17 protein-coding genes and 2 rRNA genes are annotated in these 23,484 nt (G+C 64.8%); 8 read left to right on the top strand and 11 right to left on the bottom strand.

Features of this window, described 5'->3' with window-relative positions; all coding sequences use genetic code 11:
• Positions 1-67 precede the first annotated feature (67 nt).
• Positions 68-2,692 (bottom strand): glycosyltransferase family 1 protein, encoded by a 2,625-nt coding sequence (locus QGN32_RS18980; RefSeq protein ID WP_326545833.1) that lies wholly within the window; start codon positions 2,690-2,692, stop codon positions 68-70.
• A 207-nt stretch (positions 2,693-2,899) separates the two neighbouring features.
• Between QGN32_RS18980 and QGN32_RS18975 the strand changes: the two genes are divergently transcribed.
• Together QGN32_RS18975 and glgB are read left to right on the top strand one after the other, a co-directional pair.
• Positions 2,900-4,984, top strand: a complete 2,085-nt coding sequence (locus QGN32_RS18975; RefSeq protein WP_326545832.1) for an alpha-1,4-glucan--maltose-1-phosphate maltosyltransferase — start codon at positions 2,900-2,902, stop codon at positions 4,982-4,984.
• A gap of 4 nt (positions 4,985-4,988) precedes the next feature.
• Positions 4,989-7,202: a 1,4-alpha-glucan branching protein GlgB gene (gene glgB, locus QGN32_RS18970; protein WP_326545831.1), complete on the top strand. Its 2,214-nt coding sequence runs from the start codon at positions 4,989-4,991 to the stop codon at positions 7,200-7,202.
• 75 nt (positions 7,203-7,277) lie between these two features.
• Here the strand turns inward: glgB and QGN32_RS18965 are convergent, their stop codons facing one another.
• Genes QGN32_RS18965 through QGN32_RS18955 form a run of 3 tightly spaced genes read right to left on the bottom strand, consistent with a single transcriptional unit; the run spans position 7,278 to position 9,793 of the window.
• Positions 7,278-8,171 (bottom strand): tetratricopeptide repeat protein, encoded by an 894-nt coding sequence (locus tag QGN32_RS18965; RefSeq protein WP_326545830.1) that lies wholly within the window; start codon positions 8,169-8,171, stop codon positions 7,278-7,280.
• Between the two features lie 13 nt (positions 8,172-8,184).
• Entirely contained in the window at positions 8,185-8,568 is a 384-nt protein-coding gene (locus QGN32_RS18960) for a DUF3817 domain-containing protein (protein ID WP_326545829.1), read from the bottom strand.
• Between the two features lie 43 nt (positions 8,569-8,611).
• Positions 8,612-9,793 (bottom strand): acetyl-CoA C-acetyltransferase, encoded by a 1,182-nt coding sequence (locus QGN32_RS18955; protein ID WP_326545828.1) that lies wholly within the window; start codon positions 9,791-9,793, stop codon positions 8,612-8,614.
• Positions 9,794-9,875: 82 nt separating this feature from the next.
• Between QGN32_RS18955 and mce the strand changes: the two genes are divergently transcribed.
• Positions 9,876-10,355: a methylmalonyl-CoA epimerase gene (gene mce / locus QGN32_RS18950; RefSeq protein ID WP_326545827.1), complete on the top strand. Its 480-nt coding sequence runs from the start codon at positions 9,876-9,878 to the stop codon at positions 10,353-10,355.
• On the opposite strand, the gene QGN32_RS18945 is transcribed toward mce, so the two are convergent.
• Entirely contained in the window at positions 10,352-10,642 is a 291-nt protein-coding gene (locus QGN32_RS18945) for an Rv1322 family protein (protein ID WP_326545826.1), read from the bottom strand. The genes mce and QGN32_RS18945 overlap by 4 nt on opposite strands.
• Positions 10,642-11,313 carry an endonuclease NucS gene (gene nucS / locus QGN32_RS18940; RefSeq protein ID WP_326545825.1) on the bottom strand — a complete coding sequence of 224 codons (672 nt, stop codon included), beginning with the start codon at positions 11,311-11,313 and terminating at the stop codon, positions 10,642-10,644. Before nucS ends, QGN32_RS18945 begins: the two co-directional genes overlap by 1 nt.
• A gap of 135 nt (positions 11,314-11,448) precedes the next feature.
• On the opposite strand from nucS, the gene QGN32_RS18935 reads away from it, so the two are divergent.
• Positions 11,449-12,855, top strand: a complete 1,407-nt coding sequence (locus QGN32_RS18935; protein ID WP_326545277.1) for an IS1380 family transposase — start codon at positions 11,449-11,451, stop codon at positions 12,853-12,855.
• A gap of 201 nt (positions 12,856-13,056) precedes the next feature.
• Positions 13,057-14,661: an adenylate/guanylate cyclase domain-containing protein gene (locus QGN32_RS18930; RefSeq protein ID WP_326545824.1), complete on the top strand. Its 1,605-nt coding sequence runs from the start codon at positions 13,057-13,059 to the stop codon at positions 14,659-14,661.
• Here the strand turns inward: QGN32_RS18930 and glsA are convergent.
• Positions 14,650-15,933 (bottom strand): glutaminase A, encoded by a 1,284-nt coding sequence (gene glsA / locus QGN32_RS18925; RefSeq protein WP_326545823.1) that lies wholly within the window; start codon positions 15,931-15,933, stop codon positions 14,650-14,652. The two genes, QGN32_RS18930 and glsA, sit on opposite strands and share 12 nt — an antisense overlap.
• Before the next feature lie 149 nt (positions 15,934-16,082).
• The gene (locus QGN32_RS18920) at positions 16,083-16,355 is read right to left on the bottom strand and encodes a DUF1918 domain-containing protein (protein WP_326545822.1); all 273 of its coding nucleotides are present in this window, start codon (positions 16,353-16,355) and stop codon (positions 16,083-16,085) included.
• Between the two features lie 221 nt (positions 16,356-16,576).
• Here QGN32_RS18920 and wrbA point away from each other — a divergent pair, with 221 nt between their 5' ends.
• Entirely contained in the window at positions 16,577-17,176 is a 600-nt protein-coding gene (gene wrbA / locus QGN32_RS18915; RefSeq protein WP_326545821.1) for an NAD(P)H:quinone oxidoreductase, read from the top strand.
• Between the two features lie 7 nt (positions 17,177-17,183).
• On the opposite strand, the gene QGN32_RS18910 is transcribed toward wrbA, so the two are convergent.
• Positions 17,184-17,615, bottom strand: coding sequence for a hypothetical protein (locus tag QGN32_RS18910; RefSeq protein WP_326545820.1), 432 nt, complete (start codon positions 17,613-17,615; stop codon positions 17,184-17,186).
• 218 nt (positions 17,616-17,833) lie between these two features.
• On the opposite strand from QGN32_RS18910, the gene QGN32_RS18905 reads away from it, so the two are divergent.
• Together QGN32_RS18905 and QGN32_RS18900 are read left to right on the top strand one after the other, a co-directional pair.
• On the top strand, positions 17,834-19,318 hold the full coding sequence (locus QGN32_RS18905) for an AlkA N-terminal domain-containing protein (RefSeq protein ID WP_326545819.1): 1,485 nt from the start codon (positions 17,834-17,836) through the stop codon (positions 19,316-19,318).
• Positions 19,318-19,821, top strand: coding sequence for a methylated-DNA--[protein]-cysteine S-methyltransferase (locus QGN32_RS18900; protein WP_326545818.1), 504 nt, complete (start codon positions 19,318-19,320; stop codon positions 19,819-19,821). Before QGN32_RS18905 ends, QGN32_RS18900 begins: the two co-directional genes overlap by 1 nt.
• A gap of 80 nt (positions 19,822-19,901) precedes the next feature.
• Here the strand turns inward: QGN32_RS18900 and rrf are convergent.
• Positions 19,902-20,016 (bottom strand): 5S ribosomal RNA (gene rrf / locus QGN32_RS18895).
• Between the two features lie 90 nt (positions 20,017-20,106).
• Positions 20,107-23,234 (bottom strand): 23S ribosomal RNA (locus tag QGN32_RS18890).
• Positions 23,235-23,484 lie beyond the last annotated feature (250 nt).

The raw sequence follows: 23,484 nt of genomic DNA, 5'->3' as shown, positions 1-23,484 counted from the left end.
CAACAGGACGTAGCCCGATTCCAGGGCGACCCATACGGTCCGCCGTCGAGGGCGACCTTGAGCGCGGTCACGCGAGCGTGACGAGGCCGAGCTCGTTGTCGCCGGCCAACAGCGGATGGTGCGGCAGCACCCGCACGGTGTAGCCCACCGGCCCGGCGACGGGCAGCGGCGCGGATGCGGAGAACACATCGTTGCCACCGTCGGCGGTCCCGGTGTGAGTCATCGGCACGGTCACCGGGTCGACGAGTTGATCGCTGGCGTCGACCCGGCCGAGCACGGCCTGCACGACGACCTCGTCAGGGCGCAGGCCCGCCAGATGCACCGTGGCGGTCAGCGTGAGCTCCGAGCCCAGCAACGGCGTATCCGGCAGTCCGTAGCTGTCGACGTCGGTGATCTGAATCTTCGGCCACGACTCCTGAGCGCGCAGGCGGTAGTTGGCCACATCCCGCGCGGCACCGAACGGCTGACCGCTCGCGTCCGGTTCGACAGTCCGGCGCAGCGACTCTGCCGCCGGCGCATAGTACTTCTCGGTGTACTCGCGCACCATCCGCGACGCGAGCACCTTGGGCCCGAGGTCTATCAACGTGTGCCGCACCATCTCGACCCACCGGGTCGGGACACCGCGCTCGTCGCGGTCGTAGAACTTCGGCGCCACCGAGTTCTCGAGCAGGTCATAGAGGGCGGTCGCCTCGAGGTCGTCGCGCCGGTTCTCGTCGGCGAGACCGTCGGCGGTCGGAATCTCCCAACCGTTCTGCCCGTCGTACCACTCGTCCCACCACCCGTCGCGGACCGACAGGTTCAATCCGCCGTTGAGCGCGCTTTTCATGCCGGACGTACCGCACGCCTCCAGCGGCCGCAACGGATTGTTCAGCCAGACGTCGCACCCCCAGTAGAGCTGGCGCGCCATCGACATGTCGTAATCTGGTAGGAACGCGATCCGGTGCCGGACCTCGGGCCGATCGGCGAACTTGACCACCTGCTGGATCAGCGCCTTGCCACCGTCATCGGCAGGATGGGACTTACCCGCGACGATCAGCTGGATCGGCCGCTCCTCGTCGAGCAGCAGCCGCTCCAACCGCTCGGGGTCGCGCAGCATCAGCGTCAGCCGCTTGTAGGTCGGGACCCGTCGAGCGAATCCAATCGTCAGTACCCCGGGATCCAAAGCCGTTGCGATCCAACCCAGCTCGGCTTCGGCTGCCCCTCGCTCCAGGAAGGAGCGACGCAGTCTTGCACGCACGTCTTCGACGAGTTGCTCACGCAACTGCGAGCGGATCCACCACAGATGGCCGGTGTCGATCTGATGGAGCCGCTCCCACACCGCGGGTTCCCGCGCGCTGCTCAAGTCCTCGCTGCCGAGCAGTTCGTACCCGAGTTGGAGCCACTGCGGCGCGGCCCACGTCGGTGCGTGCACACCGTTGGTGATCGATCCGATGGGCACTTCGGCGGAGTCGAAGCCCCGCCACAGGTCGTTGAACATGTGCTGGCTGACCTTGCCGTGCAGTTGCGAGACACCGTTGGCGCGCTGGGCAAGGCGTAGGCCCATGTGAGCCATGTTGAACTTGGTGAGGTCGTCCTCTTCGCCGAACGCGACGATGCGGTCGAGCGGTAGCCCGGGCAGCACCCGCGACATCTCGCCCGACGCGCCGTCGGTCGACCCACCGAAGTACCGCCGGACCATTTCCGCGGGAAACCGGTCGATGCCGGCCGGCACCGGGGTGTGCGTGGTGAACACCGTCGAGGCGCGGACCACCGCCAGCGCGGTGTCGAACTCGAGTCCGGCGTCGATGAGTTCCCGGATGCGCTCCACCCCGAGGAAGCCCGCGTGCCCCTCGTTCATGTGGAACACCTCCGGCGAGGGCAGGCCTTCCAAGTCGATGAACGCCCGGATCGCCCGAACCCCACCGATCCCGGCCAACATCTCCTGCCTGATCCTGTGCTCCTGGTCGCCCCCGTAGAGTCGGTCGGTCACACCGCGTAGCTCGTGCTCGTTCTCCGGGACGTCGGAATCCAGCAGCAGCAACGGAATTCGGCCGACCTGGGCAATCCATACCCGCGCCCGCAACTGGTTGTCGTACGGGGCTTCGCTGGGCATCGCCACCGCGACGAGCACCGGCCGGCCGTCCCGGTCGGTGAGCAGGCGAAGCGGCAGGCCCTGCGGGTCGAGGGCCGGGTAGCTCTCGTGCTGCCAGCCGTCGGCGGTCAGCGACTGCCGAAAGTAACCCGAGCGGTACAACAGCCCGACGCCGATCAACGGCAGGCCGAGATCGGAGGCAGATTTGAGATGGTCGCCCGCGAGAATGCCAAGCCCGCCCGAGTAGTTCGGGAGGGACTCGGCCACGCCGAACTCCATCGAGAAGTACGCGATGCCGTTCGGCAGTCGGGCGCCGTGTTCGAGCTCCTGCTGGTACCACAGCGGTCGGCTCAGGTAGTCGTCGAGATCGGCGGCCAGCCCGTCGAGGCGGCGGAGGAACTCTTCGTCGACGGCCAGGGCGTCCAGGCGCTGGGGGCTGACCTGGCCCAGCAGGCCCACAGGGTCGCAGCCGACCTGCTGCCACAGTTCCGAATCGATCGCCGCGAACAGCTCCTGCGTCGGCCGATCCCACGACCAGCGCAGGTTGATCGACAACCGTTCGAGCGCAGCCAGTCGGTCGGGTAGATGTGCACGGACGGTGAACCTTCTCAGGGCTTTCATCGGGCCATCACGCGACTCAACCTTACTGATAATCCGGCGTTTCGCAGGCTCGGTGGCCGGACTCCTTCGCCCGCTCGGGGTTGGGCCGCGCACTACGGTGGGTATAGGGCGCGACGAGGCTTGTTGAACTTGACCAGACGACACAGCGGCCACGTCGGCGGTGCCGACGGCGCACTCCGGTGGCCGCACCGGACGAAGGAGTGGTAGGTGGCCGGTCGTATCGAGATCGATGACGTCGCGCCGGTGGTCTCCGGGGGGCGCTACCCCGCCAAGGCGGTCGTCGGAGAGATCGTGCCGGTCGCCGCCACAGTCTGGCGTGAAGGCCACGACGCTGTCGCTGCCACGCTGGTGGTGCGCTACCACGGTTTGGGATACCCACAGCTCGCCGACAATCCGCCGGGGTTGGCGTCGCCCGAGGCCGTGCCCATCGAGACCGTGCTCGCCGCCACGCCGCGCAAGAAGCCCCAGCACCTGCCGATGTCGACCGGACGCACGCCCGATGTCTTCCATGGCGCGTTCACGCCCGACTGCACCGGGCTGTGGACTTTTCGGGTGGACGGCTGGGGTGACCCGGTGGCCACCTGGCGCAAGAACGTGACCGCCAAGCTCGACGCGGGGCAGAGTGAATCGGAGTTGTCGAACGATCTGCTGATCGGCGCCAAGCTGCTGGAACGGGCCTCGACGGGGGTGCCGCGACAGCATCGCTATCCGCTCATCGAAGCCGCGGCGCGGCTGCGTCAGCCCGGGGACCCGTTCAGCCGTGCCGGCGCCGCACTCGCGCCCGAGGTCGCCCGTCTACTGGACGAGTTTCCGCTGCGCGAACTGGTCACCCGCGGCGAGCAGTACGGCGTCTGGGTGGACCGCCCCGGGGCACGGTTCAGCGCATGGTACGAATTCTTTCCCCGCTCGACCGGCGGTTGGGACAGCAAGGGCAACCCGGTGCACGGCACCTTCGCGACCGCCACCAAGGCGCTGCCCCGCATCGCGCGGATGGGCTTCGACGTGGTGTACCTGCCGCCCATCCACCCGATCGGCAAGGTGCACCGCAAGGGCCGCAACAACAGCGTCGCCGCCGCGCCCAGCGACGTCGGCTCACCGTGGGCGATCGGTAGCGACGAGGGTGGCCACGACGCGATTCATCCGGAGCTGGGCACCGTCGACGACTTCGACGAGTTCGTCGCCGCGGCGCGCGACGACGGCATGGAGGTCGCGCTCGACCTCGCGCTGCAGTGCGCTCCCGACCACCCATGGGCCAAGAACCACCCCGAGTGGTTCACCGTGCTGCCCGACGGCACCATCGCCTACGCGGAGAACCCGCCGAAGAAGTACCAGGACATCTACCCGCTGAACTTCGACAACGACCCGGCCGGACTCTATGAAGAAGTGCTGAGGGTGGTTCGACACTGGATCTCCCACGGCGTCAAGATCTTCCGGGTCGACAACCCCCACACCAAGCCGCCGAACTTCTGGGCCTGGCTGATCGGCAAGGTGAAGAACGAGCACCCAGACGTGCTGTTCCTGTCGGAGGCGTTCACCCGCCCGGCTCGCTTGTACGGGTTGGCAAAACTCGGCTTCACACAGTCGTATTCGTACTTCACCTGGCGCACCGCGAAGTGGGAGATCATCGAGTTCGGCGAACAGATCGCCGAGCACGCCGACTACGCGTGCCCGAACCTGTTCGTCAACACCCCCGACATCCTGCACGAGAGCCTGCAGCACGGCGGCCCCGGGATGTTCGCGATTCGCGCGGTGCTCGCGTCGACGATGAGTTCGGCGTGGGGGGTCTATTCGGGTTACGAACTCTACGAACACCGTCCCGTCCGGGAGGGCAGCGAGGAGTACCTCAACTCCGAGAAGTACGAACTACGACCCCGCGATTTCGACGCCGCGGTGGCCGACGGCGAATCACTGGAACCGTTCATCACCCGGCTCAATGAGATCCGCAAGCTGCATCCCGCGCTGCACCAGTTACGCACCATCAAGTTCCATCACGTCGACAACGATTCGCTGCTGGCTTTCAGCAAGTTCGATCCCGCCACCGGCGACCAGGTGCTGGTGGTGGTCACACTCAACCCGTTCGGGCCGGAGGAGGCCACGCTGTGGCTCGACATGCCCGCGCTCGGGATGGAGCCCTACGACCGGTTCTGGGTGCGCGACGAGATCACCGGCGACGAATACCAGTGGGGTCACGCCAATTACGTGCGTCTCGATCCGGCACGTGCGGTGGCACACATCTTGAACATGCCGCAGGTCCCCGCCGACCAACGACTCAATCTGCTGCGTAGGGAGTGACGACATGACGCAGACCAAACAATCGAGCAGTCCGCATCTGCGGCCGCATACCGCCGACCTCAACCGGTTGCTGGCCGGTGAACACCACGACCCGCATTCCGTGCTCGGCGCACACGAATACGACGACCACACCGTGATCCGCGCCTACCGGCCGCATGCGGTCGAGGTGGTCGCGCTCGTCGGCGGTGAGCGCTACGCGTTCCAGCACATCGAGTCCGGCTTGTTCGCGGTCGCACTGCCGTTCACCGACCTGGTCGACTACCGACTCGAGGTGCGCTACCCCGAGGGCAACGGCTCGACCCATGTGCACACGGTGGCCGACGCTTACCGTTTCCTGCCCACGCTCGGCGAGATGGACCTGCACCTGTTCGCCGAGGGTCGCCACGAACGGCTGTGGGAGATTCTCGGTGCCCACCCCCGCAGCTACGACACACCCGACGGCATGGTCGAGGGCGTGTCCTTCGCGGTGTGGGCGCCGAATGCCAAGGGCATCAGCCTGATCGGCGAGTTCAACCATTGGGATGGAAACGAGGCCCAACTGCGAGTCCTCGGCTCAACAGGTGTGTGGGAGGTGTTCTGGCCGGGCTTCGAGATCGGCGGACTGTACAAATTCCGCATTCACGGCGCCGACGGGTCGGTCAGCGACCGCGCCGACCCGATGGCCTTCGCCACCGAGGTGCCGCCCAAGACGGCCTCGAAAGTGACCACGAGCGACTACACCTGGGACGACCAGCACTGGATGACGAGGCGCGCCACCCAGAACCCGGTGTTCGAACCGATGAGCACTCTCGAGGTGCATCTCATGTCCTGGCGGCCGGGGCTGAACTACCGCGAACTCGCAACCCAGCTCACGGAGTACGTCGTCGAGAACGGCTTCACCCACGTCGAGTTGATGCCCGTCGCCGAGCATCCCTTCGGCGGGTCCTGGGGCTACCAGGTCACGTCGTACTACGCGCCGACGTCGCGGTTGGGCACACCCGACGAGTTCCGCTACCTGATCGACACCCTGCACCGAGCCGGTATCGGCGTGATCATGGACTGGGTGCCCGCCCACTTTCCAAAGGACGCGTGGGCGCTCGGGCGCTTCGACGGGACGGCACTCTACGAACATTCCGATCCCCGACGTGGCGAGCAATTGGACTGGGGCACCTACGTATTCGACTTCGGACGCGCCGAGGTGCGCAACTTCCTGGTGGCGAACGCGTTGTACTGGCTGCAGGAGTACCACATCGACGGCTTGCGGGTGGATGCGGTCGCCTCGATGCTCTACCTGGACTACTCGCGTCCCGAGGGCGGATGGACACCGAACGTCTACGGCGGCCGCGAGAATCTCGAAGCCGTGCAGTTCCTGCAGGAGATGAACGCGACGGTGCACAAGGCGGCGCCCGGGATCGTGACGGTCGCCGAGGAGTCCACGTCGTGGCCCGGCGTCACCCGGCCGACGAACCTTGGTGGCCTTGGCTTCTCGATGAAGTGGAATATGGGCTGGATGAACGACACCCTGGAGTTCATCAAGCGCGATCCCATCCACCGCAGCTACCACCACCACGAGATCACGTTCTCGATGCTCTACGCGTTCAGCGAGAACTTCGTGCTGCCGATCAGCCACGACGAGGTCGTCCACGGCAAGGGCACGCTGTGGGGTCGGATGCCGGGCAACGACCACAACAAGGCGGCCGGGTTGCGCAGCCTGCTGGCGTACCAGTGGGCGCACCCGGGCAAGCAGTTGCTGTTCATGGGTCAGGAGTTCGGGCAGCGCGCCGAGTGGTCCGAGGAGCGGGGCATCGACTGGCATCAGCTCGACGAGAACAGCTTCTCGACCGGTATCCAGCGGATGGTGCACGACATGAACGCCATCTACCGCAGCAGGCGTGCGCTGTGGTCGCAGGACACGCGTCCGGAGGGTTACTCCTGGATCGACGCCAACGATTCGGCGAACAATGTGCTGAGCTTCCTGCGCTATGGCGACGACGGATCCGTGCTTGCGTGCGTGTTCAACTTCTCCGGGTCCGAGCACAGCCGCTATCGCCTCGGTCTACCGCACACGGGCACCTGGCGCGAGGTGCTCAACACCGATGCCGACATCTACAACGGGTCGGGCATCGGCAATTACGGCGCCGTCGAGGCCACCGACGAACCCTGGCACGGGCGTCCGGCATCCGCGGTCATGGTGCTGCCCCCGCTGGCCGCGCTGTGGTTCGAACATCAGCCGGCCTGACGCCGAAACTGCACACAGATCGCGGGTTCAGGGCCGAAATCGCGTTCTCCCCGCAGTTTCGGCGGGCTCAATGAATCAGTACAGCGCGTTGGCCAACTCGCGCCGGCCGGCAATGACCTCGGGATCAGCCGGATCGAATAGGTCGAACAGCTCGATGAGGCGCGTTCGCACCGTGGTGCGGTCCTCGCCCGAGGTGCGCTTGACCAGGCCGATGAGCCGGTCGAAGGCGGCTGCGACGTTCTGGTTGAGGACCTCGACATCGGCGGCCGCGAACGCTTGCTCGATGTCGTCGGGTGCGGCGTCGGCCGCGACGATCGCATCGGGGGCCCGGGCGGTTGCGCGCTGCAGGAACTCGATCTGGCGCACGGCGCCCTTGGCCTCGGCGTGATTGGGATTGGCCTCCAGGATCGCCTGGTAGGACGTGCGGGCCGCGTCGAAGTCACCGGCATCCAGATGTGAACGGGCTTGTGCGAGAGCGGGATCAACCTCTTCGGCTTCACCCGGCTCACCGTTTCCGGGCAGCTTCCCCGCGACGGCGTTCAACAGGGAATCGATCCACCTGCGCAACTGCTCGGGCGGCTGCACTCCCTGAAAACTCGACAGTGGCTGACCGGCGGCCAACGCCACCACGGTCGGAATCGCCTGCACCCCGAACATCTGGGCGACCCGGGGCACGACGTCGACGTTGACGGTCGCCAAAGACCACTTGCCGTGGTCGGCGGTGGACAGTTCGGCGAGCGCATCGCCCAATTGCACGCTGGCGTCGCTGCGCGGCGACCAGAGCAACACCACGACGGGAACCTGGTTGGACCGGACCAGCACCTCGTCTTCGAGGTTGGTCTCGGTGATCTCCACCCCGCCGGCCGGCGCCGACGAACCGCCGTCACCGGTCGAGGGCCGCTGTTTGAGGGCGGACAGATCAACCGCACCGGCCATCGAGGCCGCTATAGGGGGGCGTGGACGACTCACGCCCTCAAGTTTGTCATGTCGTTTCCGGAACTGACCGCCCCGGTTGCGACATGCCCGCGACGGCCGGCTCGGCACCCAGCCGGCCGGTGCGATCCACCCAGATGAGGAAGACCACACTTGCCAGCGGCAAGATGCTCGCCAGGACCCCCAGCAACCACGTGCCGGTCGTCCATCTGAAGGTGATGGCGGCGACCAGGCCCAGCACGACGAACGCGATGAAGACCGCCCCGTGCGCCGGCCCGAACACCTTGACACCGATCTCGGTTCGCGGAGTCCCGAGGTACTTGAAGTACATGCCGATCAGCAGCCCCGCCCAGCTGACGGCCTCGAGCAAAGCTACGAGACGAAACCACCCGGCGACGGACCGCAGATCGAAGGCGCTAGTCATGGCCGCCATTGTGCCCGAAGACCGGGCCTATTACTACGCGCCGTCGTAGAACTTACGGTCTGCGCAGGATCAGCGCGTCACCCTGACCGCCGGCGCCGCACAACGCCGCCACGGCGTAGCCGGAACCGCGTCGGGCCAGTTCGAGCGCGGCGTGCAGGGTGATGCGAGCACCCGACATGCCGATCGGGTGGCCGACGGCAATCGCGCCGCCGTTGACGTTGACCTTGTCGGGGTTGACGCCCAATTCTTTGGTCGACGCCAGGGAGACCGCGGAGAACGCCTCGTTGATCTCGATGACGTCTAGCTGATCAAGCGAGATTCCCTCGCGCGCAACGGCTTTCTTGATGGCATTGGCCGGCTGAGACTGCAACGTCGAGTCCGGCCCCGCGACGACACCGTGCGCGCCGATCTCCACGAGCCAGCTCAGGCCCAGCTCCTCGGCCTTGGCCTTGTTCATCACGACGACGGCACACGCGCCGTCGGAGATCTGCGACGCCGACCCGGCGGTGATCGTGCCGTCCTTGCGGAAGGCTGGCTTGAGACCGGACAACGACTCGGCGGTGGTGTTGGCGCGGATGCCCTCGTCCTCGTTGAACTCCAGCGGGTCGCCCTTGCGCTGCGGGATCTGCACGGGCACCACCTCATCGGCGAACACACCGTCTTTCCATGCCGCGGCAGCTTTTTGATGCGAACGGGCCGCGAACTCGTCCTGCTCGGCGCGGGTGAACTGGTCGGCGTCGTTACGTTGTTCGGTAAGGGCGCCCATCGGCTGATCGGTGAACACGTCGTGCAGTCCGTCGTAGGCCATGTGGTCGAGCACGGTGACGTCGCCGTACTTGTAGCCCGACCGGCTGTTGATCAGCAGGTGCGGCGCCTGTGTCATCGACTCCTGCCCCCCCGCCACGACGACGTCGAACTCGCCTGCCCGGATCATTTGATCGGCCAGCGCGATGGCGTCGATACCGGACAGGCACATCTTGTTGATGGTCAGCGCGGGAACATCCCAGCCGATGCCGGCGGCGACCGCGGCCTGCCGCGCCGGCATCTGCCCGGCGCCGGCGGTCAGAACCTGGCCCATGATCACGTACTGGACAGCCGAAGCCGGAACCTTCGCCTTCTCCAGCGCCCCCTTGATCGCGATCGCGCCCAGATCGCTGCCCGAGAAATCCTTCAGCGAGCCCATGAGCTTGCCCACGGGAGTGCGCGCCCCAGCAACTATCACCGACGTCGTCATTTAGTACCTCCCGAAAGTGGGTATAGGGTTATGTGTCCCATGACACATTCCGCAACATCTGTCACAAGGTTACCGTTACGTTATGACCACTGAACACGTAGACGCTCGTCCCGCGCTCGCGAGCGCGCTCGTGACGGCGATCGATCACGTGGGCATCGCGGTGCCGGATCTCGACGCCGCGATCAAGTGGTATCACGATCAGCTCGGCATGATCGTGCTGCACGAGGAGGTCAACGAGGATCAGGGTGTCCGCGAGGCCATGCTCTCGGTGCGTGGCGCTCCGGTCGGCAGCGCCCAGATCCAGCTGATGTCACCGCTGGACGAGACCTCGACGATCGCGAAGTTCCTCGACAAACGCGGCCCCGGTCTTCAGCAACTGGCCTACCGTGTCAGCGACATCGATGCGCTCAGCGAACGACTCCGCGCCGACGGCGTCCGGCTCCTCTACGACGCCCCGCGCCGGGGCACCGCAAACTCGCGGATCAACTTCATCCATCCGAAGGACGCCGGCGGGATACTCGTCGAACTCGTCGAGCCCGCTGCGGACGGGCGCGAACACTAAGACCATTTGCGGGTCGGGCCTCGGGTGGCCCGGTGCGTCCAGCACGGCCTGTGCCAGTGTCGACGGTCCTCGACCGCCCGATCCTCCCCCATGCCGGTAGGTAATACCACCAAATGCGTTGTGCCCGGGCGTATTTCGTGGTCGCACCCGGGACAGCGGTAGGTCTTGACCGCCCGTGCCGCCGGAATCGACCGCACTTCGTACTCGTATCCATCCGGTCCTGCCTCGACGCGACGCGGCGCGGGCAGGGGCGGCGGTGGCCGCTTGGCGCGGCGCTTGCGACCCATCAAAACAGCCGGAACTCGTCGCTGTCCATGCCGCGCATCTGGTCATAATCCAGCGTCACACAGCGGATCCCACGGTCGACGGCCAGCGTGCGCGCCTGCGGCTTGATCTGCTGGGCCGCGAAGATCCCCGTCACCGGGGCGAGCAGGCTGTCGCGGTTGAGTAGTTCGAGGTAGCGGGTGAGTTGTTCGACCCCGTCGATCTCGCCGCGGCGCTTGATCTCCACGGCCACCGAACCACCGTTCTCGTCGCGGCAGAGCAGGTCGACGGGGCCGATCGCAGTCATGTACTCGCGTCGCACCAACGTGTAGCCCTTCCCCAGCAGCTCGACGTGTTCGGCCAACAGCTCCTGCAGATGAGCCTCGACCCCGTCCTTGACCAGACCCGGATCGACACCGAGTTCGTGGCTGGAGTCGTGCTCGATGTCCTCGACGGTGATCCGCAACTGCTCACCGACCTTGTTCTCGACTACCCAGACCGTAGTGGACCCGGTGTTGTCCTCGGTGAGACGACACGGCGGGCTCATCCAGTTCAACGGCTTGTACGCGCGGTCGTCGGCGTGCACGCTGACCGAACCGTCCGCCTTCACCAGCAGCAGGCGCCGTGCCGAAGGCAGATGTGCGGTCAGACGTCCGACGTAGTCAACGGTGCATTGGGCGATCACGAGACGCACCCGACCACCTTAGCCCGGATTTTTCGCGGTTTGTCGCTATGTAGCGGTGTGTAGATATGCGAAAGTGCCTGTCCTGCAAGGAATAATCGGACTTGTCTAAGGTTCAGATCGTTCCAGCTGGAAGGCACCTCGCAGGTGAAGAATATCGTGGCCGGTTCGCGGGTGAAAGTGTCGGCTGATGGGCATGGGGTCGTGTCGCACGCCGGGATGGGCATGCTGCGCGAACTCGCCGACCGGACCGGCCTATCAGCGCAGGTCACCGCCGCGTTGGCCGACACCTACCGGGGTCCGTGGGTGTACGCGCCCGGGGAGGTGTTCGCTGACCTGGCCGCCGCGGTCGCTGACGGGGCCGATTGCATCGACGGCGTTGGCCAGCTGTGCGGGGACCGTGAGCACGTGTTCGGTGCGAAGGCGTCGACGACCACGATGTGGCGGCTGATTGATGAACGGATCGACGCCGCGCACCTACCGGCCGTGCGCGCCGCACGTGATGCGGCCCGGGCGGCGGCCTGGGCCGCTGGCGCTGCCCCGGCGGCCGGAGAATGGCTGCATATCGACATCGACGCCACCTTGGTGATCGATCATTCCGACAACAAGGCCGGCGCTACACCGACCTGGAAGAAGACGTTCGGTCTTCATCCGCTGCTGGCGTTTCTGGATCGCCCCGAGATTTCCGGTGGGGAAGCCCTGGCCGGGCTGCTGCGCACCGGTAACGCCGGCTCCAACACCGCCTCTGATCACGTCATCGTCCTGGCCCAGGCGCTGGCCGCCCTGCCCGCGGCGTGGCAGCCCGACCCCGATCATTGCGACGACCCCGATAAGCCGAACGTGCTGGTGCGCTGCGACACCGCCGGGGCCACCCACAAATTCGCCGACGCCTGCCGCACCGCCGGGGTCGGGTTCTCCTTCGGCTACCCCGTCGACATCCGGGTGCAGGACGCGGTGGACACCCTCAACCTCGCCGAGGGCTGGTACCCGGCGATCGACACCCACGGCGGCATCCGCGACGGCGCCTGGGTCGCTGAGGCCACCACCTTGGTCAACCTGTCTGCCTGGCCGCCCGGGACCCGACTGATCCTGCGTAAAGAACGCCCGCATCCCGGGGCCCAGCTGCGGTTCACCGACACCGACGGGATGCGGGTCACCGCGTTCATCACCGACACACCCGCCGGTGTCATCCCCGGACAGGTCGCCGGCCTGGAACTGCGCCACCGCCAACACGCCCGCATCGAAGACCGCATCCGCGAACTCAAAGCCACCGGCCTGCGTAACCTGCCGTGTCAGTCCTTCTGGGCCAACGCCGCCTGGCTGGAAATCGCCCTCGCCGCCGCCGATCTGGTCACCTGGACCCGGCTCATCGGCTTTCGCAGCCATCCCGGCCTGGCCCGCGCCGAGATCACCACGTTCCGCTACCGGGTCCTGCACGTGGCCGCCCGCATCACCCACGGCGCCCGCCAACTGCGACTACGCCTCGACGCCACCTGGCGCTGGGCCGCAGCGATCGCGACCGCCTGGCAACACATCCGCACCGCCTTCGGATAGAACTCCGGCCCACCTGACCCACCGATCAGAAAGACCAGGCCCCCAGGAAAGCCCGCACACCCGGCGACACGGGACCGATCAACCACGTCACCACACCGAAACCACTCCCCAGCAACACAATTCAGCAGCGGAACGGCACCGCATAAACTTCGATGCAAAATCGAGGTTAGGCTCCCGCCCGGCAAATTAGGCTCAGGGCCGATGACTGCCAGCAAGAGCGTCGCGCAGCGGCTGGGTCGCGTCCTGGAGACGGTGAGCCGCCAGAGCGGGCGGCTGACCGGCGCCCCCGACTACGGATCGTGGGTATTGGGTAAGGCCTCCGAGAGCCAACCGCGGCGTCGAATCAGGATCCAGCTCATCCTGACCACAATCGTCGTCATCGCCAACCTGATCGGCATCGGTGTCGCGATCCTGGTCGTCACCATCACGTTCCCGATCCCGAGCGTCTTCGACCCGGAGGTCCGCTGGATCACCGCCATCGTGGCGCCTGCCTACATCCTTATCGCTCTGGTGATCGGCGTGATCTGGGCAACCCGCCGGGTCATCAACAACGTGCGGTGGTCCATCGAGGGCCGCGCTCCGACACTGCAGGACCAGCGCAACACGTTCTACGCTCCATGGCGCCTGACGCGGGTGCTGCTGGCGCTGTGGGGCGTGGGGGCGGCGCTGCTCACCGTGCTCTACGCCTTGGACGACGCGAGATACATCCCCAAGGTCGCACTGGGCATCACCTTCCCTGGCATCGTGGTATCCGCCGGCTGCTACTTGTTCACCGAATTCGCGCTGCGGCCCGTTGCGGCCCAGGCACTCGAGGCGGGTCGCCCGCCGCGACGGTTCGCCGCCGGGATCATGGGCCGCACGATGCTGGTGTGGGCGCTGGGCTCCGGGGTTCCGATGCTCGGCATCCTTCTCTCGGCGGTCATCACCCTGTCGCTGCGAAACGTCACCCCGACGCAGTTCACTGTGGCGGTGATCATCCTGGCGCTGTTCGCGCTGGCCTTCGGCTTCGTGTTGATGTGGATCCTGTCCTGGCTCACGGCGACACCGCTGCGGACCGTGCGCTCAGCACTCAAGCAAGTCGAGCGGGGCGACATGAGTTGCGATCTTGTCGTCTTCGACGGAACGGAGCTCGGCGAGCTGCAGCGTGGATTCAACTCGATGGTCCAGGGGCTGAAGGAGCGCGAGCGCCTGCGCGACCTGTTCGGCCGTCACGTCGGACGCGAGGTCGCGGCGGCCGCGGAAATGCAGCGACCCAAGCTCGGCGGTGAGGAACGCCATGTCGCCGTGCTCTTCGTCGACATCATCGGCTCGACGAGGTTGGTGACGGCCAAACCTGCGACCGAGGTCGTCGGCCTGCTGAACCGGTTCTTCTCGGTTGTGGTGGAGGAGGTCGACCGCCACCACGGCTTTGTCAACAAGTTCGAGGGCGACGGGGCGATGGCCGTCTTCGGCGCCCCCAACCGCCTCGACCGCCCCGAGGACGAAGCGCTGTCCGCCGCCAGGGCGATCGCGCACCGGGTTAGCGCCGAGGTACCCGCGTGCGAGGCGGGAATCGGGGTGGCGGCGGGTGAGGCGGTGGCCGGCAACGTCGGCGCCAAGGAGCGCTTCGAGTACACCGTGATCGGCGAACCCGTCAACGTGGCGGCGCGGCTGTGCGAACTGGCCAAGGAGACTCCCGACCACCTGCTCGCGTCCTCGGCTGCGGTGTCCGGTGCCAGCGAAAGTGAGCGAACCCATTGGAGATTTGGCAATGAGGTGACCCTGCGCGGGCACGACGAGCCGACGGGGTTGGCCCTACCCGTCTGAGCCGGCGCGATGAGCCCTGGCCGCGTTCAGCGCCTCGTCGAGCGTGCCGAACACCCTCGCGTACGTCTGCTGAGTTACTCTGAGCACATCGTCGGGATCCACCACAAAGCCCTCTTTGCCTGCCGCGCTGAGGGATTGGCGCATGCCGGCGAGCATCCGGCGGGCGGCGTCGTCGATGTCGTCGATCCGCGACAACTCCAGAATCGCCACGTCGAACTCCCCGCACTCCTGATCGAGAGTGCGTAAGACCTGCTCGGCGCCGGTGAACAACAGGTCACCGTGCAGTTCGTAGACCCGGACGCCGGGCGAGGCGTCGTAGGTATGCCGGATCGTCGAACGGGATTCCCGGGTGACCGAGAGGAAGTGCAGTCCCAGGTTGGCCGACAGCGCACGGCACACCTCGACGCCGCGCACGCTGTTGCCCTTCGAGTCCAGGCGCGGTGAGTACACGCCGATCCCGAGTTGACCGGGCAGCACAGCCGCAATGCCGCCGCCGACACCACTTTTCGCGGGCATACCGACGGCGCTCACCCAGTCTCCCGCCGCGTCGTACATCCCGCAGGTGACCATCACGCTCAGCGTCCGCTGCACCACTTCCGCCGAGGCGACGCGCCGCTCCTCAACCGCTTCGACGCCTCCGCGGGCGAGCGTGGCGGCCATGCGGGCCAGATCGGTGGTGGTCACCTTGATCGAGCATTGCCGGACATACACGTCGAGGATCTCGTCCGGGTCGCCGTCCAGCACGCCGAAGCTCTGCAACATGTAGGCGATCGCGCGGTTGCGGCTACCGGTCACCTTCTCCGAGGAGTAGACGTCATCGTCGACCGCAAGCTGGCGACCTGCGCATGCCGAATAGAACTCGTGTATCTGGTTGAACCGTTCGTCGGCAGTGGCGCCGGGTATCAGGGAGACCGCGGCGATGGCACCGGCGTTGATCATCGGGTTCATCGGCGTCTTGGTGGCCTCGTCGACACTGATTACGTTGAACGCCTCACCGGAGGGTTCCACGCCGATCTTCGCGTCGACAGCGTCGCGGCCGATACGCTCCAGTGCGAGTGCATAGGTGAACGGCTTGGACACCGACTGGATGGTGAATTCGATTGTCGGGTCGCCGGATTCGTAGACGTATCCGTCCGCCAGTGACAACGACAGGCCGAATCCGTCGGGGTCGACCCGGGCCAGTTCGGGAATGTAGTCGGCCAGCGCCCCGTCGGTGCTGGAGACGTGGTCAGCAAGAATCTGGTCCAGGTACCGCTGCACCAGTTCGGCCATGGACGGATCCTAGGCGGCCGTGGAAGTCCGCCGGCACGCGGTGCGGGACCTTGATGCCGGCGAGGTGTTGCAGGGTCCGAGCGCCGGCCCGCCGCGATCGGGTTCTTCGACACACGAAGGGCGGTGGGCCGAGCGGCCTCAGAACCTGCTCACGAGTCCTTCTTGGTGCGATGCCTGAGATCCTCCTGAATCGATTCGAAACGCTTCTCCGCCCGCAGGTCCGCGGCGTGTTGCTCGGCAGCCGTGACGACGATCGCGTCCGGCCCCGGAAAGACCGTGGCCACATGGTCGTCGTCGAGCCAATGGACCACGTAGGGGGGCGAACCGTCCGTCGAGTGCACTTCGGTGATCAGGCCGTGCCGCTCCGGTCGGTCCACCGTGAGGCCCTTGATCACCAACCAGTCTCCGACTTGCGCCTTCATGGGCCGACTCCTTCCCTCCGCGTCACGGTCGACTCGTCACATTCGAATGATCCCGCTCCAGTGTCGCGGTGACCAGGGCAGGAAGTCCCGACCGTCCGATCACGCTCGGCCCAACGTCCGGTGGGCGCGCTCGGTGTTTTCTGCTGCGCCTCCAGTGTGGGCGGATCTCTCGGTAGGGGTATATGACGGCAGACCAGGACTACGAGGAAAGGAATCCCACGATGACGAAGTTGGCTGTGATCTACTACTCGGCGACCGGACATGGCACGAAGATGGCCGAGCATCTCGCCAAGGCAGGCGAACGTGCCGGTGCAGAGGTCAAGGTGCGTCACATCGCCGAGACCAGAAATCCGCAGGCATTCGCCGAGAATCCGGCATGGTCGGCGAATTACCAAGCGACAAAAGATCTCCCGGCAGCAACCGGCGACGACATCGTCTGGGCCGATGCGGTTATCTTCGGCTCGCCCACGCGCTTCGCGAGCACCGCATCGCCGTTTCAGACATTCATGGACTCACTGGGCGGACTGTGGGCGCAGGGGAAGCTCGCCGACAAGGCATACGCCTGCTACACCTCCAGCCAGACGACGCACGGAGGCCAGGAGACCACGCTGGTCGGGTTGTACATCTCGTTGATGCACTTCGGCGGCGTGCTGGTGCCGCCGGGATACACCGACGGCCTGAAGTTCGCCGACGGCAACCCCTATGGCGTCAGCCACGTCACCGGGCCCGACAACCAGAACGATCTCGACGACGCCACGCTCGCCGCGCTTGACCATATGGCCACCCGCATCGTGACGGTCGCCGCGAAACTTGCCGCCTGATCCGGCGTCAACTCTCGGTGTGTCCCACTTCCGCCGGCAACGGTGGCGGCAGGGGCTTCGCAGACGTCGTCGGTGCCGAGGTCAGGCCGGACGCGGAACCTTCGTGGAAATCCAGCATGGTTTCATCGCGGATGATCCGCGACTCTGCGGCAAGAATCAGCGATTCGTCGGAGACGGTGTAGGTGATCCCGTTGTTGTCGACCGTGAACTCGTCGCCGGACTTCTCGGCGGACTTGATCAGCGACGCGCCGTCGCGGACCCGCACCCCGCGGTACTCATACCGCCCGTCGGGCATCTTGCAGATCGCCACGCGCGACGTGGCGGTGCTTCCGAAGATCACCGCTTCACTTGGCGCCCCACAGCGCGCGGTCGAGTCGACGTAGCCCCGTGCGTCCGTCGCGGGCGCGGCGACGGCCGATGGCAGGCCGAGTGTAGCCACGGCTGAGCAAGCCGCGACAGCACCGACAAGAGACCAGGTCCGATTAGGCATCGTGTCCACGACACCACGGCAGCGGTCGTTGTGCACGTGGCAATGTCGCCTCAGCACCGGATCGTTAGCATGTCGCAACCGACATGTTAAGAATCGCGCTCTGGCCCGTCGACGGCGATGTCGGTTTTCCGCCAGTGTTGTCGGTGGCAGCGTGTAATTGTGAAAGCGTGCACGACGATTTCGAACGCTGCTATCGGGCCGTCCAGTCCAAGGATGCCCGGTTCGACGGCTGGTTCGTCACCGCCGTGCTGACCACCAAGATCTATTGCAGGCCGAGCTGCCCGGTCCGGCCCCCTCACGCCCGCAACATGCGGTTCTATCCGACCGCCGCGGCCGCCCATTCGGCCGGCTTCCGCGCCTGTAAGCGGTGCCGGCCTGATGCCTCGCCCGGCTCGCCGGAGTGGAATGTGCGCGGCGACGTCGTCGCCAGGGCCATGCGTCTGATCGCCGATGGCACCGTGGACCGCGAAGGTGTCACCGGGCTGGCCGACCGGCTCGGGTACACCACCCGCCAACTCGAGCGGCTCCTGCGGGCGGAAGTCGGAGCGAATCCGCTCGCGTTGGCCCGGGCTCAGCGTTCGCAAACCGCGCGCGTCCTTATCGAGACGACCGAATTGCCGTTCAGCGACGTGGCGTTCGCGTCGGGCTTCTCCAGCATCCGTCAATTCAACGACACGGTGCGAGCGGTGTGCGGCCTCACGCCGACCGCGCTGCGCCAGCGTGCGCGTAACCGGTTCGGCCGCAGCGACGGCGGCGCCGGGACACTGTCGCTGCGGCTGCCCGTTCGCACCCCCTTCGCATACGAGGGGGTGTTCGGACACCTGGCCGCCAGCGCCGTTCCCGGCGTCGAGGAAGTGCGCGGTGGCGCCTATCGTCGCACGCTGCGTCTGCCCAACGGTAACGGAATCGTCTCTCTGACACCGCAGCCCGATCATGTTCAGTGCCTGGTGGTGCTCGACGATTTCCGTGACCTGACCACGGCCATCGCCCGCTGCCGGCGCCTGCTCGACCTCGATGCCGATCCCGAGGCGGTGGTCGACGCGCTGGGCGCCGACCCCGATTTAAGCGCCCTGGTAGCCAAGGGTCCCGGGCAACGCATTCCACGAACCGTCGATGAACAGGAGTTGGCGGTGCGGGTGGTGCTCGGCCAGCAGGTTTCGGTGAAGGCAGCACGCACCCACGCCGGTCGAATTGCCTCGGCTTACGGACAACCTGTCGCCGACCCCAACGGCGGTCTGACACATGTCTTTCCCGCGGTCGAACACCTCGTCGAGCTCGACCCTGTGCACCTTGCATTTCCCAAATCGAGGCAACGCTCGTTGACAGCGTTGATCAATGCTCTCTCGGGCGGTGATGTCGTGTTGGATGCGGGTTGCGATTGGGACCGGGCGCGCGAACAGATTCGGGCGTTGCCCGGCATCGGCCCGTGGACCGCTGAGGTCATCGCCATGCGCGGGCTCGGCGACCCGGATGCCTTCCCGGCCACCGATCTCGGGGTCCGGCTCGCCGCCGAACAGCTCGGCCTTCCCACCGACCCGCATCCGCTCACCGAGTACAGCAGCCGATGGCGACCGTGGCGGTCCTACGTCACCCAGCACTTATGGTCTGCCCTCGATCATGCCGTCAATGACTGGCCACCAAAGGAGAAGTGATGGCAGCCTTGCAGTTTCGCACGATACCCAGCCCGGTCGGGAAACTGACGCTGGCGGGTAAGAACGGCCGACTCATGCATCTGCGGATGGTCGACCAAACCTATGAATCCAGCCGCGACGGCTGGGCTCTCGACGACAGCGCCTTTCCCGATGCGGTCGAGCAACTCGAGGCGTACTTCGCCGGTGACCGCACCGAATTCGATTTGCAGCTCGACATGATCGGCACGGCTTTCCAACGCAGAGTCTGGGCTGCACTGCTGACCATCCCCTTCGGGGAGACCCGGTCGTACGGTGATATCGCCCGGCAGATCGGAGCGCCCGGGGCGTTCCGGGCGGTCGGACTGGCCAACGGGCACAACCCGATCGGGATCATCGTCCCGTGCCATCGGGTCATCGGGGCCAACGGCAACCTGACCGGGTACGGCGGCGGACTCGACAGGAAGAGGGCGTTGCTTGAGATGGAGAAGAGCCGCGTCTCGCCGGCATTGACCTTGTTCGACTGAACGATGTTTTGACTGGAACCACGAAGCCTACAAATGCCTGTGGCCCCCAATCGAATTGGGGGCCACAGGGCTTAATTTGTGTTCGGCGGTGTCCTACTTTTCCGCCCGGGTTGGGCAGTATCATTGGCGCTGGCAGGCTTAGCTTCCGGGTTCGGGATGGGTCCGGGCGTTTCCCTGCCGCTATTGACCGCCGTAACTCTATTTTTTTGGGGTGTCCACGTGGTGTGGCCGGTGGTGTTTTTGGTGGTGGGGTGTGGTTGGTTTGTGTGGGGTGTGGTTGCGAGTGTGTGTAAGTTTTCGGCCGGTTAGTGCCAGTTCCCTGCGCCCATTGCTGGGTGTGTAGGTCTGGTCTATCGATCCCGTGGTCTGCGGGGGGCCTTATCCCACTTGATGGGTGAGAAGCCTGGTCTTGGAGGGGGTTTCCCGCTTAGATGCTTTCAGCGGTTATCCTGTCCGAACGTGGGTATCCAGCGGTGCCCCTGGTGGGACAACTGGTGGACCAGAGGTTCGTCCGTCCCGGTCCTCTCGTACTAGGGACAGGTTTCCTCAAGCTTCTGACGCGCGCGGCGGATAGAGACCGAACTGTCTCACGACGTTCTAAACCCAGCTCGCGTGCCGCTTTAATGGGCGAACAGCCCAACCCTTGGGACCTGCTCCAGCCCCAGGATGCGACGAGCCGACATCGAGGTGCCAAACCATCCCGTCGATATGGACTCTTGGGGAAGATCAGCCTGTTATCCCCGGGGTACCTTTTATCCGTTGAGCGACACCCCTTCCACTCGGGGGTGCCGGATCACTAGTCCCGACTTTCGTCCCTGCTTGACATGTCCGTCTCGCAGTCAAGCTCCCTTGTGCACTTACACTCAACACCTGATTGCCGTCCAGGTTGAGGGAACCTTTGGGCGCCTCCGTTACTTTTTAGGAGGCAACCGCCCCAGTTAAACTACCCACCAGGCACTGTCCCTGAACCGGATAGACGGTTCGAGGTTAGAGGCCCAATACGATCAGAGTGGTATTTCAACAACGACTCCACCATCACTGGCGTGACGGCTTCACAGTCTCCCACCTATCCTACACAAACCGTATCGAGCACCAATACCAAGTTGTAGTGAAGGTCCCGGGGTCTTTTCGTCCTGCCGCGCGTAACGAGCATCTTTACTCGTAATGCAATTTCGCCGAGTCTATGGTTGAGACAGCTGAGAAGTCGTTACGCCATTCGTGCAGGTCGGAACTTACCCGACAAGGAATTTCGCTACCTTAGGATGGTTATAGTTACCACCGCCGTTTACTGGGGCTTAAATTCTCCGCTTCACCCTTGCGGGTTAACGGGTCCTCTTAACCTTCCAGCACCGGGCAGGCGTCAGTCCGTATACATCGTCTTGCGACTTCGCACGGACCTGTGTTTTTAGTAAACAGTCGCTTCTCACTGGTTTGTGCCACCCACTCCCGCTGCCCACCGCAAAGGGTGTTGACGGTGTGTGGGTCCCCCTTCTCCCGAAGTTACGGGGGCATTTTGCCGAGTTCCTTAACCATAGTTCACTCGTACGCCTTGGTATTCTCTACCTGACCACCTGTGTTGGTTTGGGGTACGGGCCGTGTATGCGCTCGCTAGAGGCTTTTCTCGACAGCATAGGATCACCGAATTCGCCTCACTCGGCTATGCATCACCTCTCAGGATATGTGAAACCCGGATTTGCCTAGGTTTCTCCCTACCGGTTTGCCCCAGTATTACCACTGACTGGTACGGCTGCCTTCCTGCGTCACCCCATCGCTTGACTACTACCCACACGGGTCCCACGCAGCCCCCGACCCCATCACCCCGAAGGGATCAGTCGGCCAGGTTTTGGGTGGTTAGCAGAATGGATTCGTCAGGGACGCTCATACACGGGTACGGGAATATCAACCCGTTGTCCATCGACTACGCCTGTCGGCCTCGCCTTAGGTCCCGACTCACCCTGGGCGGACTGGCCTGGCCCAGGAACCCTTGGTCTTCCGGCGGGCAAGGTTCTCACTTGCCTTATCGCTACTCATGCCTGCATTCTCACTCCCACACCCTCCACCACTAGATCACTCTGTGGCTTCACCGGATGCAGGACGCTCCCCTACCCAACACACACCAAAAGGTGTGCGCTGCCGCGGCTTCGGCGGTGTGCTTGAGCCCCGCTACATTATCGGCGCACAATCACTTGACCAGTGAGCTATTACGCACTCTTTCAAGGGTGGCTGCTTCTAAGCCAACCTCCTGGTTGTCTTCGCGACTGCACATCCTTTTCCACTTAGCACACGCTTAGGGGCCTTAGCCGGCGATCTGGGCTGTTTCCCTTTCGACGCACGGAGCTTATCCCCCGCCGTCTCACTGCCACGCTTTGACTTGTCGGCATTCGGAGTTTGGCTGACGTCAGTAACCTAGTAGGGCCCATCGGCCATCCAGTAGCTCTACCTCCAACAAGAAACACGCAACGCTGCACCTAAATGCATTTCGGGGAGAACCAGCTATCACGGAGTTTGATTGGCCTTTCACCCCTACCCACAGCTCATCCCCTCAGTCTTCAACCTAAGTGGGTTCGGGCCTCCACGCGGTCTTACCCGCGCTTCACCCTGGCCATGGGTAGATCACTCCGCTTCGGGTCCAGAACACACCACTACACACGCCACTGCTGACGTGATACGCCCTATTCAGACTCGCTTTCGCTGCGGCTACCCCACCCGGGTTAACCTCGCGACATGTCCCTGACTCGCAGGCTCATTCTTCAAAAGGCACGCCATCACCCCACGACAAGCGGAGGCTTTGACGGATTGTAGGCACACGGTTTCAGGTACTCTTTCACTCCCCTCCCGGGGTACTTTTCACCATTCCCTCACGGTACTGATCCGCTATCGGTCACTGAGAAGTATTCAGGCTTACCGGGTGGTCCCGGCAGATTCACAGCAGATTCCACGGGCCCGCTGCTACTCGGGGATCCTGCGACAACAGGCAGCACGTTTTCGGTTACGGGGCTCTCACCCGCTACGGCAGACCATCCCAGGCCACTTCACCTAACCCACTGCTTTATCACTGCTGCTCCTGACGGCGGTCAGAAGAACACAGGCCCCACAACACCGCACACACAACCCCCGCCGGGTATCACATGCACACGGTTTAGCCATCCTCCGCGTTCGCTCGCCACTACTAACGGAATCACACTTGTTTTCTCTTCCTACGGGTACTGAGATGTTTCACTTCCCCGCGTTCCCCCCCAACGCCTATACATTCAGCGCTGGGTGACACGACATCACTCGTGCCGGGTTTCCCCATTCGGACATCCTCGGATCCACGCTCGGTTGACAACTCCCCGAGGCATATCGCAGCCTCCCACGTCCTTCATCGGCTCTCAGTGCCAAGGCATCCACCATGCGCCCTTAAACACTTACACACAAAACAGATCAAAAAATTCTCGGAAGAATCAAAAAATTGCATTATCACACAACAAACCACCCCCAAAAAGAGGAGGCAATCCATTGCGAGATGCTCGCAACCACTATCCACAAATCAAACACCACACCCCACCACCAAAGACAGGGCAACAACACGCCTCCCGGCCACAACCAGGAACAACGGGCTTGTTGTCTCAAAGCCCAATAGTGTGTCTGGCAATCCCTCATCACCAGCGTTTCCCACGCCGG

The organism is Mycolicibacterium sp. ND9-15 (assembly GCF_035918395.1).
GTDB lineage: Bacteria > Actinomycetota > Actinomycetes > Mycobacteriales > Mycobacteriaceae > Mycobacterium.
Note: the sequence above shows the minus strand (reverse complement) of the source record. Positions and strands in the feature narration are given on the sequence as shown.